Below are 16,111 nucleotides of genomic sequence, written 5' to 3' on the forward strand. Positions count from 1 at the left end.
GGAGAGGGGCCCCAACGTCAGAGCTTGACCGGGTAGTGCGGTTCCGGCACCTCGGGCTTGATGCGGCCCTCGACGAAGATGCCGTGCCAGATCATGAACACCAGCAGCGCCCAGATGCGGCGGCTGTGGTCGATGATCCCCGAGCGGTGCTCCTCGATCAGGCGCAGCACCGCGTGCTTGTCGAGGTACTGGTCGGTCTGCGACGAGCGCACGATGTCGACCGCCCAGTCGTGCATCTCGTCCTTGAGCCAGTGCCGGATCGGCACCGGGAAGCCGAGCTTGCGGCGGTTCAGCACGTGCGCCGGCACGATGTCGCGAATCGCCTTGCGCAGCGCGAACTTCGTGGTGTCCTTCGTGATCTTCAGCTCACTCGGGATCTGCGAGGCGATCTTGAAGACCTCGGGGTCCAGGAACGGGACCCGCAGCTCCAGCGAGTTCGCCATGGTCATCTTGTCGGCCTTGACCAGGATGTCGCCGCGCAGCCACGTGAACAGGTCGACGTGCTGCATGCGCGTGACCGGGTCCCAGTTGCGCGACTCGCGGTACGGCTGGGCCGTGACGTTCATGTGCGAGACGTTCGGGTCGTACGTGCGCAAGACCTCGCGCAGCTGCGGGTCGAGGAAGATGCGCGCGTTGCCGTAGTAGCGCTCCTCCAGCGAGAGCGCGCCACGACGCAGCAGGTCCTTGCCGCGCACACCATGCGGGATCTTCGTCGAGACCTTGCCCATCGCCTTGCGCAGCGCGCCCGGCACCTTCTCGAACGCCGCCAGCGACAGCGGCTCGCGGTAGATCGTGTACCCGCCGAAGAGCTCGTCCGCGCCCTCACCGGACAGGACGACCTTCACGTGCTGGCGCGCCTCGCGGGCGATGAACCACAGCGGCACGAGCGCCGGGTCGGCCACCGGGTCGTCCAGGTACCAGGTGATCAGCGGCAGGGAGTCCATCATCTCCTGCGGGCTGACCGTGCGGACGACGTGCTTCACGCCGATCAGCGCCGCCGACTCCGCGGCCACGTCGACCTCGGAGAAGCCCTGGCGCTCGAAGCCCGTGGTGAACGTGATCAGGTCCGGGTTGTGCTCCTTGGCCAGCGCCGCGACCACCGTCGAGCCGATGCCGCCGGACAGGAACGAGCCGACCGTCACGTCCGCGCGCATGTGCTTGGCGACCGAGTCGCGCAGCGCCGCCGTGATCTCGTTGTACAGCGCGTCCGCCTCCGCCTCGCTGCGGACCGTGCGCACCCGGAAGTTCGCGGGGAAGTAGCGCTCGAACACGGGCGCCTCGCCCGGCACCAGCGTGAACGAGTGGCCGGACTCGACGCGGAAGATCTGGTCGTGCAGCGAGGAGGGCTCGGGCACGTACTGCAGCGTGAGGTAGTGCTGCAGGCCCTTGACGTTCATCTTCGGCTCGATGCCGAGCGTGGGGGCGATCTCCAGCAGGATCTTCTTCTCGCTGGAGAACGCGACGCCGGTGCTGCCCTGCGCGTAGTACAGCGGCTTGATGCCGAACGGGTCGCGGCCACCGAACACGACCTTGCGCTCGGCGTCCCAGATCATGAAGGCGAACATGCCGCGCAGCTTCGTGATCGCCGCGGGGCCGAAGTAGTGGTACGCGGCGACGATCGTCTCGGTGTCGCCGTCGGTGTGGAAGACCGCGCCGTACTTCTCGGTGAGCTCGGCGCGCAGCTCGAGGTAGTTGTAGATCTCGCCGTTGAAGTTGATCGTGTACCGGCTCGGAGCCTCCGGAGGACCCCAGGTCAGGGGCTGGTGGGAGTGCTCGATGTCGATGATGGCGAGGCGGTTGAAGCCGAACACGACCTCGTCGACCCGCCGGGTGCCGCTCTCGTCCGGCCCGCGGTGGCGCATGCAGCGCAGCGCGGCCTCCACAGCCGGGCGGGCGGATTCGGCCTCGTTCTCGCTAGGGCATACCAGTCCTGCCAGGCCGCACAAGGCTCTCGCACCTCTCAGAAATACTACGGGGAAGGCTTCAGTATGCCGAAGCTGCTCTGTGTGACAGAAACTGCACCGCAGGGGCGGTGCCCCCAAGGGGTGAGCGCGGTTGCGCTGGGCTACGCTCCCGCTTGATCCGTTGGCATGGAACGAGGAGGCGGGCGAGCAGTGGGCCTGAAGGAGGGCACCAGGGCATCCCGGCTGGCGAAGACCGCCGGGCTGGTCGGCCTGGTCGGTATCGGGGCCACCGGTTGCTCCACGGACGAGGTGCTGCGCTTCGGCTGGCCAGTGGCCGTCACGCCGCAGGCCGAGAAGATGCGCGAGCTCTGGACCTGGTCCGTGATCGCCGCGCTCGTCGTCGGCGTCATCGTGTGGGGCCTGATCCTGTGGTCGGTGGTGTTCCACCGCAAGAAGTCGGAGGAACTGCCGCGTCAGACGGCGTACAACCTCCCGCTGGAGATCGTGCTCATCGTCGTGCCGACGGTGATCGTGGCGGTGTTGTTCTACTTCACCGCCGTCACGCAGAACTACGTCACGGACAAGTCGGGCAAGCCCGACGTGAACGTCGATGTGATCGCGTTCCAGTGGAACTGGGAGTTCCAGTACCCGGACCACAAGACCGAGGCGGGCAACGTCGTCAGCACGGTCGGCACGTCGGGTGAGATCCCGATCATGGTGCTGCCGGCTCACAAGCGCATCCAGTTCACGCTGCGCTCGACCGACGTCATCCACTCGTTCTTCGTGCCGGAGTTCCACTTCAAGCGGGACGTCTTCCCGAAGCCGGAGAAGAACAACCAGGACAACGTCTTCCAGATCGACCAGATCGACCGTCCCGGTGCGTTCGTCGGACGTTGCGCCGAGCTGTGCGGCTCCTACCACGCGGTGATGAACTTCGAGGTCCGTGCCCTGAACGAGGCCGACTTCGACAAGTACATCGAGCTCCGCAAGGAGATCAACACCAAGACGGGCAAGCCGTACACCACGGCCGAGGCGCTCGCTCAGGTGAACTGCGGTGAGCTGTGCGCGCCGCTGGCCACCACGACCACCCCGTTCAACACCGACCGGACGGCCCGTGAGGCCTCCGGCGCGGGTCAGAAGTAGGGACACGCCCCGCGATGAAGATCGAAGCTCGCGTATTCGACCTGGTGATGGCCTTCTCGTTCCTGATGGCCGTCGTCTACGGCTACTGGACGCACGCGGCGACCGGCCACGTCGAGCCCACCGGCACGGTGGCGCTCGCGCTGACCGGTGGCCTGGCCCTCATCACCGGCACCTACTTCCGGTTCGTGGCCCGTCGCATCGAGGTGCGGCCGGAGGACAACCCTGACGCCGAGGTCTCCGACGGTGCCGGTGAGCTGGGCTTCTTCAGCCCCGGCTCGTACTGGCCGGTCGGTCTCGCGGCCGCGGCGGCGACCGCCGGTGTCGCGGTGGCGTTCTGGCACGTGTGGCTGCTGGTGATCGCCATCGTCATGGTGCTGATCATGGTCGGCGGCCTGGTGTTCGAGTACCACACCGGTCCCAACCACGACTGATATCCGATATATCGGGTGTAGCTCGCGCTGAGGCCCTCTCCGTCACGGAGGGGGCCTCAGTCGTTTGCGCCGGAATTTCGCAGGCCCGTATCCGTCATGTGATACATCGCATACTGGATATCGGCCGGGCCGAGCGACGGCTCCGATATCCGATATGCGGTATATCCGACCTGTAGCCGACACCGAGCCGGTATCCGATATATCGCATGATGCGCAAAGGGCCCTCCCAGCCGTTGGTGGCAGGAAGGGCCCTTCTCGGGTCCTGAGGCGCTCCAGAACGAGCCGCGGCGCCTACGCGGCGGCGGTGACCTTCTCCGGGGTCTTCTGGTACGCGTCGACGTACTCCTGGCCGCTCAGGTCCAGGATGCGGTAGATGATCTCGTCGGTGACGCTGCGCAGCACCGGCAGCGACTCCTGCATGCCGTCGTAGCGGCTGAAGTCGAGCGGCTCACCGAAGCGGACGGTCACGGGGACGATCTTCGGGAACTTGCTGCCCACCGGCTGCACCTTGTCCGTGCCGATGATGCCGACCGGCACGACCGGGGCACCGGACTCGAGCGCCATGCGGGCCACCCCCGTGCGGCCGCGGTGCAGCTTGCCGTCGAGCGAGCGGGTGCCCTCCGGGTAGATCGCGAAGGCCTCGCCGCGCCCGAGGATCTCGGCGGCGGTGTCGAGCGCGGCGCGCGCGTCACGGCCCTTGCCGCGGTGCACCGGCACGTGCCCGAGCGACGAGAAGAACCAGCGGGACAGCGCACCCTTCACCCCGGTGCCGGTGAAGTACTCCGCCTTCGCGAGGAACGACACGCGCCGCGGCACCACCATGGGGATCACGACGCTGTCGATGAAGCTGAGGTGGTTCGCCGCCAGGATGACGGGGCCGTCGGTGGGGATGTTCTCCAGACCGTCCACCACCGGGCGGTAGACAAGACGGGCTGCGCGCGCGACGACATGCTTCATCACCGGGTAGAGGACCATGCCTCCAGCATTCCAGGTGGCGGTTGCCGCGGCGTTACCACGTGGTGCGCATCTCCGGGTCATCACTCGCTCGGACTACGCCTGTACAGCGGTCGTGCGAGCACGGTCACGCGCCGGCGACGACGCGTGACCGAGCTACCCCTTGAGGGACGTTGAAAGCTCCACCCAGCGGCTCAGGAGCGTCGCCGCCGCACCCGAGTCGATGGCGTCGGCCGCGCGGCCCAGCGAGGCCGTCAGGTCGGCGTGCAGGTCGTCGGAGAACCCGCCGTGCGCCGCGATGGCACCGGCGGCGTTCACGAGCACCGCGTCCCGCACCGAGCCGGTCTTGCCGGCCACCAGGTCGCGGACCACCTGGGCGTTGACGGACGCGTCGCCGCCCTTCAGATCCTCCTCGCGCGCAGGCTTCACCCCGAGCACGGCCGGGTCGATCGTCTCCGTGCGCACGACCCCGTCCTGGGCGAGCCAGGCCGACGTCGTCGTGGTCGTCGTGATCTCGTCGAGGCCGTCGTCGCCCCGCACCACCAGCGCGGTGTTGCGGCGGCGGGCGAAGACCCCCGCGATCAGCGGCGCCGCGGCGGCCCGCGCGCAACCGATGAGGCCGACGGTGGGCTGGGCCGGGTTCGTCAGCGGGCCGAGCAGGTTGAACGACGTCGGGATGCCGATCTCACGGCGCACCGGGCCCGCGTGCCGGAAGCCGGGGTGAAACACCGGCGCGAAGCAGAAACCGATGCCCAGCTCCCGCACCGTGGCCTGCACGCCCTCCGGCGGCAGGTCGATCGCGACGCCCAGAGCCTCCAGCACGTCCGCCGTGCCGCACTGGGACGACGCCGCCCGGTTGCCGTGCTTCACCACGGGCACGCCCGCGGCGGCCGTGACGATCGCGGCCATCGTCGAAATGTTCACCGAACCGGAATGATCGCCACCGGTGCCGACGATGTCCGCCGCCCGCACGTCCACGGTGAAGCGGCGCGCGTGGTTCAGCATCATGGTCGCGAGGCCGTCGATCTCCTCCGGCGTCTCGCCTTTGGCGCGCAACGCGACGACGAACGCCGCGATCTGCGCCGCGGTCGCCTCGCCGGACATCACCTGGTCCATTCCCCAGGCGGTGTCGTCGGCGGTCAGGTCGACGCCGTCGAGCAGTCTGTTGAGCAGCGAGGGCCAGGTGCGCTGGCTCATGGCCGGATCAGCCCTTGACGACGGGAACAGCCGAACCCCGCAGCACCTCGGCCACGGTCTCGGCGGCGGCCAGCGGGTCCAGCGGGTGCACGAGCACCGCGTCCGCCTGCGACCAGGTCGCGAGCCAGCGGTCGTCCTTGCGGCGCACCGCGACGACGATCGGCGGGCAGTTCGTGATCTCGTTCTTGAGCTGGCGCGACAGGCCCATGCCGCCGGTCGGCTGCGCCTCGCCGTCGAGGATCAGCAGGTCCACGGAGCCGTTGTCGACCTCGTAGAGGACGTCGGAGATCGCACTGGCCTCGATGTAGTCGACGCGCGACAGGTCGGGCGCGGGACGGCGGCCGACGGCAGTGATGATCGTCTCACGCACCTCGGGCCGGTGGCTGAACACCAGGATCTTCGTGGTCTGCGTGCTCATCTCACGATCCTCCGCTGCGACTGCTGACTGCGGTCCCCAGAAGTACCCGCAGAAACGTGACCAAGGTCGCCGCGATGCTATCGGGCGGGCTGCAGCGCGTCCCACCCCAGGGCTTCCCCGCCGAGCCGTTGCGCCAGCGACGCCATCCGCGATCGCTCCTGAGCGCAGTGCAGAGCGTCGAGCTTCTGCACCCGGCTGATATGCGATATATCACCTGCGACCAGTACCCAGCCGTCCGGCGTGAGCAGCTCGCGCGCACGTTTGACCTGGTCAGCGGGGATGCGGACGTGATGTCGCAGCACGGCGAGCTCGTCCGCGCGCCACTGCGGGGAACGGGCCAGAGCGGCCGAGTCGGCCTCCGCGATGTCGAACGCCTCGACGACCACGACGAGCGCCGGGTCGTCGATCGACAACGCCGGTTCGTCCTGTCGTCGCAGCCAGTCGCGCAATCGGCCCAGCAAGCCCATCCGTTGATCTCCTCGCGATCACCGGCTGTGTGACCCAGCCGACCCATGATCCGCCCAGGACCCGATGGGCGGACGGAAATAGCGCAAGCAATAATGCTGCCCGTGACCACGGCAGCGCCTTCAATCGGCCAGCGCGTGCACTCGCTGAACCGCCCGAACATGGTCAGCGTCGGCACGATCGTCTGGCTGTCCAGCGAGCTCATGTTCTTCGCTGGCCTCTTCGCCATGTTCTTCACGGTGAAGGCCCAGAACGAGGGACCTTGGCCTCCGCCCCCCACGCACCTCAACATCCCCTACGCGTCGGTCTTCACGATCATCCTGGTCGCGTCGTCCTTCACGTGCCAGTGGGGAGTGTTCGCGGCTGAGCGCGGTGACGTCTTCGGTCTGCGTCGCTGGTACATCGTGACGCTCATCATGGGCGCGATCTTCGTGGGCGGTCAGGCAGGTGAGTACGTCCAGCTGATCCACGAGGGCACGACCATCCCGTCGTCGGCCTACGGAACGGTCTTCTACCTGACGACCGGCTTCCACGGCCTGCACGTCATCGGTGGTCTGATCGCCTTCGTCTACCTGTTGATCCGGACGAAGCTCAGCAAGTTCACTCCGGCACAGGCCACCTCCGCGATCGTCGTGTCGTACTACTGGCACTTCGTCGACGTCGTGTGGATCGGGCTGTTCGCCATCATCTACATCGTGCCCTGACCTGATCCCCAGCCACGAGCTCCCGAACTGACAGCAAGGGTTGCCGCACACCATGACCACCACGACGAAACGCCCCCGCGGCGCCCGCACGAAGCTGCGTCGCCGGGTCGCCGGACTGCTCGCACTGGGCTTCGGCCTGCTGAGCGCCGGCATGCTGTTCGCCGCCTTCGCGCCCACGGCGCAGACCGCCCAGGCACAGCAGCAGGACGCCCTGGTCCGCCAGGGCGAGCAGATCTACCTGAACACCTGTCTGAGCTGCCACGGCCCGTCTCTCGAGGGTGTCAAGGACCGCGGGCCGAGCCTGATCGGCGTCGGCGACGCCGCGGTGTACTTCCAGACTTCCTCCGGCCGCATGCCCATGGCGCGGCAGGAGGCGCAGGCCATCCGCAAGCCCGCGAAGCTCTCCCCCGAGGAGATCAACGCGCTGATGGCCTACATCACCGCGAACGGCGGCGAGGGTCCGAAGAAGCCCTCCGAGTCCGGTGAGGCCCTGCGCGGCGACAACCCGGCGCGCGGCGGCGAGCTCTTCCGCCTCAACTGCGCCAGCTGCCACAACTTCACGGGTCGTGGTGGCGCGCTGTCGTCCGGCAAGTTCGCGCCGGCGCTCGACGGCGTCACCGAGGAACAGATCTACACGGCGATGCTGAGCGGCCCGCAGAACATGCCGAAGTTCGGCGAGCGCCAGCTCACGCCGGAAGAGAAGAAAGACATCATCGCGTACGTCAAGTCGGTCACCGACGGAAACAACAACTCCGGCGGTAACCCCCTGGGCGGGTTCGGGCCCGTGTCCGAGGGATTGATCGCGTTCATCGTGGGTATCGCCGCGCTCATCGGCGTGACCCTCTGGATCGGAGCCAAGGCATGAGCGGCGACAAGCCGACCGAGCTGCCCAGCGAGGCAGAGCTCGCGGAGATGAGCCGGGACGACCTCGTCAAGCTCGGCACCAGGATGGACGGCGTCGAGCTCGTCCACTACGAGGAGAAGTGGCCGGTCTCCGGCACCCGCGCCGAGCGCCGCGCTCAGCGTCAGGTCGCCCTGTGGTTCATGATCTCCGCGCTGTCGGGTCTCGCCTTCCTCGGCGTGTTCCTGTTCTGGCCGTGGGAGTACGAGGCCCCGCACACCGACGGCCACCTGCTGCACATGCTCTACAACCCGCTGATCGGCCTGTTCCTGGGCCTGTCGGTGGTGGGCCTGGGCGTCGGTGCGCTGCTCTACACCAAGAAGTTCATCCCCGATGAGCTCGCGGTGCAGCAGCGGCACGACGGCCCGTCGGCCGAGGTCGACCGCGCCACGCTGGTCGCCGAGCTCGCCGACGCCGGTGAGCGCAGCGGCATCGCCCGCCGCAGCCTGATCAAGCGCACGGCCGGCCTCGGCGCCGGCGTGCTTGGTCTCGGCATCACGGTCGTCCCGCTCGGTGCGCTGGTGAAGAACCCGCACTCGGACAGCGAGACCAAGAACTCGCTGTGGCACACCAGCTGGAAGCCGGAGAAGCCGGGCGAGAAGGTCTACCTCCGCCGCCACACCGGCAACTTCCACGAGGTCTCCCTCGTGCGTCCCGAGGACGTCGAGCCGGGCGGCTTCGAGACGGTGTTCCCGTTCCGCGAGTCGGAGCGCAACGACGAGCACGCGCTGGTCGCGGCCCTCAAGCGGGCCGACGCGCCGGTCATGCTCATCCGCATGCGCCCGAACCAGGCGATCACCAAGCGCGCGGGCCAGGAAGACTTCAACTACGGCGACCTGTACGCGTACTCGAAGATCTGCACGCACCTGGGTTGCCCGACGTCGCTGTTCGAGCAGCAGACCGGTCTGCTGCTCTGCCCGTGCCACCAGTCGCAGTTCGACGTGTTCGAGTACGCCAAGCCGCGGTTCGGTCCGGCCACCCGTCCTCTGCCGCAGCTTCCGATCACTGTGGACGAAGACGGATACTTGGTTGCCCGCAGCGACTTCATCGAGGCTGTGGGTCCGGCGTTCTGGGAGCGGAAGTCATGAGTGCCATCACCACGCCGACGAAGCCGGCCAACGCGGCCGCGCGCGTCGCCGGAGCGGCGGCCAACGCTGCCGACGAGCGCTACCACGCAGCCGCTGGCCTGCGCAAACAGCTGAACAAGGTCTTCCCGACGCACTGGTCGTTCCTGCTCGGCGAGATCGCGCTGTACAGCTTCATCGTGCTGCTGCTGTCGGGCACGTACCTGGCGTTGTTCTTCGACCCGTCGATGACCGAGGTCACCTACAACGGCGCGTTCGAGAACCTGCGCGGCATCGAGATGTCGCGCGCGTTCGCCTCGACGCTCGACATCTCGTTCGAGACGCGCGGTGGCCTGTTCGTCCGCCAGGTGCACCACTGGGCGGCGCTGCTGTTCATGGCCGCGATCGTCGTGCACATGTTCCGGATCTTCTTCACCGGCGCGTTCCGCAAGCCGCGCGAGATCAACTGGGTCATCGGCATCGTGCTGTTCATGCTCGGCGCGATCGAGGGCTTCCTCGGCTACTCGCTGCCGGACGACCTGCTCTCGGGCACCGGCCTCCGCGTCATGGCGGCGCTGCTGATCTCGTTCCCGGTCATCGGCACATGGCTGAACTGGCTGATGTTCGGTGGGGAGTTCCCCGGCACGGACATCATCCCGATGCTCTACACCGCGCACATCCTGATCATCCCGGCGATCATCCTGGGTCTGATCGCGGCGCACCTCGCGCTGGTCTGGTACCAGAAGCACACGCAGTTCCCCGGCGTGGGCCGCAAGGAGACCAACGTCGTCGGCGTCCGCATCATGCCGGTGTTCGCGGCCAAGGGCGGCGGTTTCTTCGCCATCGTCGTCGGTGTCATCGCGATCATGGGTGGTGTCTTCCAGATCAACCCGATCTGGAACTTCGGCCCGTACAACCCCGCGCAGGTCTCCGCCGGTTCGCAGCCGGACTGGTACATGGGCTGGACCGACGGCCTGGTCCGCATCTGGCCCGCGTGGGAGTTCTACCTGGGCAACTACACGATCCCGGCGCCGTTCCTGCCGTTCATCCTCGGTCTGCCGCTGCTGACCGGCATCGCGGCGGTCTACCCGTGGATCGAGCGCAAGATGACCAAGGACTACGCGCACCACAACCTGCTGCAGCGCCCGCGTGACGTGCCCGTCCGCACCGCGCTCGGCTGGATGGCGATCACGTACTTCATGGTCCTGCTGCTCATGGGCGGCAACGACATCTTCGCGTACAAGTTCGACATCTCGTTGAACCTGACGACGTGGATGGGCCGCATCGGCATGCTGGTCCTGCCGCCGATCGCGTACTTCGTGGCCTACCGCATCTGCATCGGCCTGCAGCGCGGCGACCGCGAGGTGCTCGAGCACGGTGTCGAGACCGGCATCATCAAGCGCCTGCCGCACGGCGAGTTCATCGAGATCCACCAGCCGCTCGGCCCGGTGGACGACCACGGCCACCCGATCCCGCTCGCCTACCAGGGCGCGTCGGTGCCGAAGAAGATGAACAAGCTCGGCTCGGCCGGTCACCCGGTCGTCGGCAGCACCTGGTCGCCGGACCCGGTCGAGGAGACCGTGGCCCTGGAGAACGCGCGCAAGAAGGCGCACGTCTCCGAGGAGATCAGCGCCGAGGACAAGGCCGGCGAGCTCGCGGGCAAGCCGTCCGACTCGAAGGACTGATCGTCCCGCCAGAAACCGCGAAAGCCCCCGTGATGGTTCACGGGGGCTTTCGTTGTTCTCAGGTGCTGGGGGCGACTACTGTGCGTCGTCCAAGCCGATGGCGAAGGCCGCCTCGTCGTCGCGCTTCGAGTAGCTGCGGAACGCGATGTGCGTGTCGGTGTTCAGCACGCCGGCGACCTTGCTGATCTTGCCGGGCACCAGGGCGGCCAGGTCCTCGTGCTTGCTCACCCGCACGAGCGCGATCAGGTCGACGTCACCGGCGCAGGAGTACACCTCCGTGACTCCGTCGATGTCGGCGATCTCCTGCGCCGCCTCGGGAATGCGTTCGGCGGCGGCCTGGATCAGCACGATGGCGGTGACCACGGCGTCCTCCTCTGGTCTCAGCACGGTGAGTAAAGCACTCGTAGTCTGCCCTACCAGCGTTCACGTCACGCAGGGGTCATGAACTCCAGCCGGTTGCCCACGTTGTCGAACGCGTGGAACCGGCGGTAGGCCGGGAAGTTCTCGTCCCACGCGACCTCGGTGCCCGCGGCGGCAAGCCGTTCGGCGAGCGCGTCCAGGTCGCCGACGAGGATGCCCGGATGCGCTTTGCGGGTCGGCCGGAACTCGGCCTCCACGCCGAGGTGGATCTCCAACGACCCCGATCGCACCCACAGCCCACCGCGGGCGGCGAGCGCCGGAGGCTTCGGCACCTCCTCCATACCGAGCACTCCGACGTAGAAGGCGCGGCAGTCGTTCTCAGCGCCCGCCGGGATCGCCAACTGGACGTGGTGCAGCGCGTAACCGAGATCGCTCATGATCGCGATTCTGCGTCCTGGACACCTCGCAACGCGCTGAAATCCGATATATCAGCTGCCCGATGTCCTGTTGACCTGGGTCTTAGCAACAGGTCTTTTGACGACGTCGTCAAAGACCTGTTGCAAAGGTGCGGTGCGGGTCAGGCCCAGCGGTCGTGCAGGGGGCGGGCGCCTGCGGCTTGTTCGGCCCACGGCACCCATGCCGCCGCGGCACCGGCGGGGGAGGACCAGGGCTCGTCCGCGTACACCAGGCGGGTGCCCGGCTGATCGAGCCAGCGCAGCACGACGCCGGTCTCCTCCGGTGGCGCACCACGGAGTGGACCGGCTGTCGGTATGACGGTCTCGGCTGAGGCGACGAGCGCGTCGACCACCGGCATCGGGCGGGTGCCGCGGCGGGCGACTCCGGCCGAGGCGAGCCGGCCGTAGCGGACGACCGAGAACTCCCAGCCGCCCTCGCGGTCCGGCCGTGCCGCCACGAGTTGCGGCAGCGCGGCGAGAGCGGCCAGGCGCTGGGCGCGGTCGAGCGACCGGACCAGGCCGGCCAGCCGGTCGCGGCGGGTCGCCGCTTCCTCGAAGCGCTCGGCCGAAGCCAGGTTGCCCAGTTGGTCGATGAGCGTGCGTAACGGGTCTGCGCTCCGGCCGACGACCAGATCGCGGACCGCCGTGACCGCGGGGGAGTACTCCTCCACGCTCTGACGGCCCGCGCACGGGGCCTGGCAGCGGCCCAGTTCGGCCAGGGCGCACGGGGAGGCCCGCTGGTTCGACGCCGGGATCTTGATCGTGCACGAGCGCAGCGGCACGGCGTCGAGGAGCGCGCTCGCCACCGACTCGGCTGCCTGACGCGTGCGGAACGGGCCCAGCGCGCCGTCACGTGGATTCCTGACCAGCGACAGCCTCGGGAACGGCTCGTCGGTCAGGACCAGCCACCACGCGTGGTGCGGGTTCTTCGATCTGCGGTTGTAGGCGGGGCGGTGAGCCCGCAGCAGCCGCAGCTCGCGCACCTCGGCTTCCAGGGGATGCGCGCACTCGACGGCGTCGACGCGCACCGCGAGCGCGACCATCTCGCGGAGCCTGCGTCTGCCCTCGCTGGCGGTGAAGTACTGCCGGACGCGGCGGCGCAGATCCGACGCCGTGCCGACGTAGAGCACCTCTTCCTTCGGGCCGCGGAAGAGGTACACGCCAGGCTTGGACGGCAGGTGCGCGGCCAGCGAGCGCTTGCGGCGCTGTTCCGGCGTGACCTCCGGCAGGTACGCCAGCAGTTCTTCCAGGGAGTGCACGCCCACGTTGCCGACGCGTTCCAGCAACGCGTGCAGCACCTCGACCGTGGCGCGGGCGTCGGCCAGCGCCCGGTGCGTCGGCCTGGTCGACGTGCGGAACAGGTCGGCCAGGGCGGACAGGCGGCACGACGGCGCCTCGTCGCGGCTCAGCACGCGCCGCGCCAGTTTCACCGTGCAGACCACCGGCGGTTTCGGCCACCGGTAGCCGTACCGCTCGCAGGCCGCCTTGAGGAAGCTGATGTCGAAGCCGGAGTTGTGCGCCACCAGCACCGCTCCCGCCGCGAACTCCAGGAACGCGGGCAGCACCGTCTGCAGCCTCGGCGCGCCCGTGACCATCAGCTGCGTGATGCCGGTCAGCTGCGCCACCTGGACGGGGATGCCGCGCTCAGGGTCGACCAGCGTGGCGAACTCGCCGAGCACCTCGCCGGCGCGCACCTTCACCGCGCCGATCTCGGTGACGGCGTCCTCCTCGGCGCTTCCGCCCGTCGTCTCCAGGTCGAAGACGACGAACGTCGTGTCGCGCAGAGGCGTCCCCAGCTCGTCGAAGGACAGTTGACCGGTCACGATGCGGACGTTAGCGGCGGGGTCTGACAATTTTCGGCGGTGATCATTCGCACGGGCGTTGACCTGCGGTTGTCAGGTCCACCGGAGGTCGCCGGTCAGCCTTTTCCAGATCGTTGTCCTGAAGGCGGGAGATGTCCGTGCGCTGCTCAGGCACCGGGGCTCTAGCCTGTTGGGGTGCCAGACCCGATGCCCGAGCCAGAGTTCGACCAGCCTGCCGAGGAGGTAGGCGAGTCCGCAGACGAATCCACTGTGGACTGGTCGGCCCTGCCGGAGCCGTTGCGGGTGAGGCTGGCGGAGCTGGGCGCCGACGCTCTGGGTGAGATGGCGAAGGTCGACGTGCCCCAGCACCTGCGGCCGGTGGCCAAGTTCGCGCCGACGAAACGCGCCCGGCTGGGCGGGCCGCAGGTCGTCGCCGCCCTGCGGAACTCGGCGAACTTCCGCACCGCCGTCGTGGAGTGGCTGCGCAAGAACCGGCCGTCGACGCTGGAGGTGACTTCGCCGGACCCGGTGACGGCTGCCGCGGCGGCGGTGCTGACCGGTGACGAGGTCGCACTGCACTACGTGGAGCTGGTGTCGCGACGAGTCGGCGACGCGACGTTGCGTGCCGAGCGGGATGCCGCTGTGACGCGGGCGGAACGGCTGGAGAGCGAGCTGGAGCGGCTGAAGGCCGAACGCAGCCTGCTCGACGGCGCCGCCGAACGTGTCCGCGCGGACGCCGAGATCGAGCTGGAACGCCTGCGCAAGCGGTTGCGCGAGCAGGGCGTGAAGCTGCGTGAGGCCAAGGACGCCGCGGAGGCGGCGGCCGCAGAGGTGGACAAGATCCGGGCGCGCACGGCGGACGAGGTCAAGCGTCTCACCGCCGAACGCGACCGCGAACGCGAACGGGCGGAGACCGAGCGGGGCAAGGCGCAACGGGCGATCGCCGACGCCGAGGTCGCGCGGCAGTCAGCGCGGGAAGCCCGCCAGGCGGACGAGGTGCGGCTCGCGCTGCTCGTCGACACGCTCGACGGTGCCGTGACGGGTTTGCGCCGCGAACTGGCGCTGGGTGGCACCGGGCCGCGTCCCGCCGATCTCGTGCGCGGCGCCAGCGCGTCGCAGGGAGCCGTTGGACGCGTGGAAGACCCTGCCGCCCTCGACCGGCTGCTGGCGTTGCCCGCCGTGCACCTGGTGGTGGACGGCTACAACGTCACGAAGACCGGTTATCCGGAGCTGTCGCTGTCGGACCAACGCGATCGGTTGGTGCACCAACTGGCCGTGCTGGCCGCGCGCACGGGTGCCGAGGTCACGTTGGTGTTCGACGGCGCGGGGGTGGTGGCCGTGCCCGCGGCGGCGCCTCGTGGCGTGCGCGTGCTCTTCAGCGACCCCGGTGTTCTGGCTGATGACGTGATTCGCGCGCTGGTCACCGCGGAGCCCGAGGGGCGTCCCGTGGTGGTGGTGACGTCGGATCGCGCGGTCGCCGACTCGGTGCGCCGGCGTGGTGCGCATCCGGTGCCGTCCGCCGTGTTGCTGGCCCGTCTCGGGCGCGTTTGATCACCCGGTAGCCTGACGCCGTCGATCTTGACGGTCTTGTTCTCGCGAAGGGGATCGGCGACGTGATGTCGCGCAAGCTCACCCGCGGTGTTCTGGTCACCGCCCTGCTCTTCTCCGCTCTCCCGGCCGTGTCGTTCGCCGCACAGCCGGCTGATCCGGCGCGCGTGTACGCCGATCTGACGGCGCAGGCGACGAAGCTCAACGAGGAAGTGCTGCGCGCACAGGAGGATCTGGTTCTGCGGCGGGCCGAGCTCGAACGCGCGACCGCGGACGTCGCGGCGGCGCAGCAGATCGAGCGGCAGGCGAAGTCGGACGAGAACGCCTTCCGCGACCAGGTGGACCTCATCACCCAGGCGTCGTTCGAGGGCGCGCGGTTCAACCAGCTGTCGGCGCTGCTCGTCGCGGACTCGCAGCAGGACTTCCTGAACCGCCTGGAGATGATGCGGGTGCTGGCCGCGGACAAGGCCGAGTCGCTGGCGCTGTTGTCCGGTGCGGTGGAGAAGGCGCGGCTGGCGCACCAGGTGGCGGAGAACGCGCGGACCCGTGCCGCTGAGGCAATGTCGGCGGCCGAGCGGCTGAAGAGCGACCTGGACGCACGGAGCCGCGCGTTGCAGGCGCAGACCGGCGAGGTGCGCGCGGCGTTGGCGCGGCTGCCCGCGCCGGTCGTGAACCAGCTGCGTGATCCGGGGGACCGGTCACCGGTCAGCGTGCCCCAGGGGGCGGCCGGGCTCGCACTGGCGTTCGCGCTGGAGCAACGCGGCGACGAGTACCGGTACGGCGCGACCGGGCTCCACGAGTGGGACTGCGCCGGTCTGACGATGAAGGCTTACGCGGCCGCCGGGTACGCGATTCCGCGCACGTCCGGTGGACAGGCCGGGGTCGGGCGCGTCGTGACGCGCGCTGACGTCCGTGCGGGCGACCTCATCATCTACTACTCGAGCCGGTCGCACGTCGCGATGGCCGTCGACAACACGAGGGCCGTGCACGCCTCCACCGAGGGGCAGCCGGTGAAGATCGCGCCCATCGACGCCATCGGGCCCATCGCGGTGATTCGGCGCATCGAGGGCTAGCGTTTCG

Annotated in this window: 16 protein-coding genes; 8 read left to right on the forward strand and 8 right to left on the reverse strand. The window is 68.8% G+C overall.

Annotated features, from left to right (window positions below; all coding sequences use genetic code 11):
• Nucleotides 1–17: 17 nt before the first annotated feature.
• Nucleotides 18–1,946 (reverse strand): asparagine synthase (glutamine-hydrolyzing), encoded by a 1,929-nt coding sequence (gene asnB, locus C8D87_RS29950; RefSeq protein WP_112229196.1) that lies wholly within the window; start codon nt 1,944–1,946, stop codon nt 18–20.
• 168 nt (nt 1,947–2,114) lie between these two features.
• Here asnB and ctaC point away from each other — a divergent pair, with 168 nt between their 5' ends.
• Nucleotides 2,115–3,047, forward strand: coding sequence for an aa3-type cytochrome oxidase subunit II (ctaC, locus tag C8D87_RS29955; protein WP_233440114.1), 933 nt, complete (start codon nt 2,115–2,117; stop codon nt 3,045–3,047).
• A gap of 14 nt (nt 3,048–3,061) precedes the next feature.
• Nucleotides 3,062–3,478, forward strand: a complete 417-nt coding sequence (locus C8D87_RS29960; RefSeq protein ID WP_109640565.1) for a cytochrome c oxidase subunit 4 — start codon at nt 3,062–3,064, stop codon at nt 3,476–3,478.
• 291 nt (nt 3,479–3,769) lie between these two features.
• Here C8D87_RS29960 and C8D87_RS29965 read toward each other — a convergent pair whose 3' ends face one another.
• The 4 genes from C8D87_RS29965 to C8D87_RS29980 all read right to left on the reverse strand — a co-directional run bounded on the left by C8D87_RS29965 (nt 3,770) and on the right by C8D87_RS29980 (nt 6,514).
• Nucleotides 3,770–4,453: a lysophospholipid acyltransferase family protein gene (locus tag C8D87_RS29965; protein WP_112229197.1), complete on the reverse strand. Its 684-nt coding sequence runs from the start codon at nt 4,451–4,453 to the stop codon at nt 3,770–3,772.
• A gap of 135 nt (nt 4,454–4,588) precedes the next feature.
• Nucleotides 4,589–5,629, reverse strand: coding sequence for an anthranilate phosphoribosyltransferase (gene trpD / locus C8D87_RS29970; RefSeq protein WP_112229198.1), 1,041 nt, complete (start codon nt 5,627–5,629; stop codon nt 4,589–4,591).
• Between the two features lie 7 nt (nt 5,630–5,636).
• The gene (locus C8D87_RS29975) at nt 5,637–6,047 is read right to left on the reverse strand and encodes a hypothetical protein (RefSeq protein ID WP_109640562.1); all 411 of its coding nucleotides are present in this window, start codon (nt 6,045–6,047) and stop codon (nt 5,637–5,639) included.
• 77 nt (nt 6,048–6,124) lie between these two features.
• A complete protein-coding gene (locus tag C8D87_RS29980; RefSeq protein WP_112229199.1) occupies nt 6,125–6,514 on the reverse strand; it encodes a hypothetical protein in 390 nt (129 codons plus the stop codon).
• Nucleotides 6,515–6,607: 93 nt separating this feature from the next.
• Here C8D87_RS29980 and ctaE point away from each other — a divergent pair, with 93 nt between their 5' ends.
• Genes ctaE through qcrB form a run of 4 tightly spaced genes read left to right on the forward strand, consistent with a single transcriptional unit; the run spans nt 6,608 to nt 10,866 of the window.
• Nucleotides 6,608–7,216, forward strand: a complete 609-nt coding sequence (ctaE, locus tag C8D87_RS29985) for an aa3-type cytochrome oxidase subunit III (RefSeq protein WP_109640560.1) — start codon at nt 6,608–6,610, stop codon at nt 7,214–7,216.
• Nucleotides 7,217–7,268: 52 nt separating this feature from the next.
• Entirely contained in the window at nt 7,269–8,081 is an 813-nt protein-coding gene (gene qcrC, locus C8D87_RS29990; RefSeq protein ID WP_112229200.1) for a cytochrome bc1 complex diheme cytochrome c subunit, read from the forward strand.
• A complete protein-coding gene (qcrA, locus tag C8D87_RS29995; protein WP_112229201.1) occupies nt 8,078–9,205 on the forward strand; it encodes a cytochrome bc1 complex Rieske iron-sulfur subunit in 1,128 nt (375 codons plus the stop codon). The genes qcrC and qcrA overlap by 4 nt, the downstream gene beginning before the upstream one ends.
• Nucleotides 9,202–10,866: a cytochrome bc1 complex cytochrome b subunit gene (gene qcrB, locus C8D87_RS30000; protein ID WP_109640557.1), complete on the forward strand. Its 1,665-nt coding sequence runs from the start codon at nt 9,202–9,204 to the stop codon at nt 10,864–10,866. The genes qcrA and qcrB overlap by 4 nt, the downstream gene beginning before the upstream one ends.
• 75 nt (nt 10,867–10,941) lie before the next feature.
• Here qcrB and C8D87_RS30005 read toward each other — a convergent pair whose 3' ends face one another.
• The 3 genes from C8D87_RS30005 to C8D87_RS30015 form a co-directional block, all read right to left on the reverse strand.
• Entirely contained in the window at nt 10,942–11,229 is a 288-nt protein-coding gene (locus C8D87_RS30005) for an Lrp/AsnC family transcriptional regulator (RefSeq protein WP_045309335.1), read from the reverse strand.
• A gap of 65 nt (nt 11,230–11,294) precedes the next feature.
• Nucleotides 11,295–11,663 carry a VOC family protein gene (locus C8D87_RS30010; protein ID WP_112229202.1) on the reverse strand — a complete coding sequence of 123 codons (369 nt, stop codon included), beginning with the start codon at nt 11,661–11,663 and terminating at the stop codon, nt 11,295–11,297.
• A gap of 140 nt (nt 11,664–11,803) precedes the next feature.
• Nucleotides 11,804–13,504 (reverse strand): DEDD exonuclease domain-containing protein, encoded by a 1,701-nt coding sequence (locus C8D87_RS30015; RefSeq protein ID WP_233442356.1) that lies wholly within the window; start codon nt 13,502–13,504, stop codon nt 11,804–11,806.
• Between the two features lie 186 nt (nt 13,505–13,690).
• Here C8D87_RS30015 and C8D87_RS30020 point away from each other — a divergent pair, with 186 nt between their 5' ends.
• Nucleotides 13,691–15,034: an NYN domain-containing protein gene (locus tag C8D87_RS30020; RefSeq protein WP_112229204.1), complete on the forward strand. Its 1,344-nt coding sequence runs from the start codon at nt 13,691–13,693 to the stop codon at nt 15,032–15,034.
• Between the two features lie 65 nt (nt 15,035–15,099).
• Entirely contained in the window at nt 15,100–16,104 is a 1,005-nt protein-coding gene (locus C8D87_RS48720; protein ID WP_109640554.1) for a C40 family peptidase, read from the forward strand.
• The last annotated feature ends 7 nt before the right edge of the window (nt 16,105–16,111 follow it).

It is taken from the genome of Lentzea atacamensis (assembly GCF_003269295.1).
Taxonomy (GTDB): Bacteria; Actinomycetota; Actinomycetes; order Mycobacteriales; family Pseudonocardiaceae; genus Lentzea; species Lentzea atacamensis.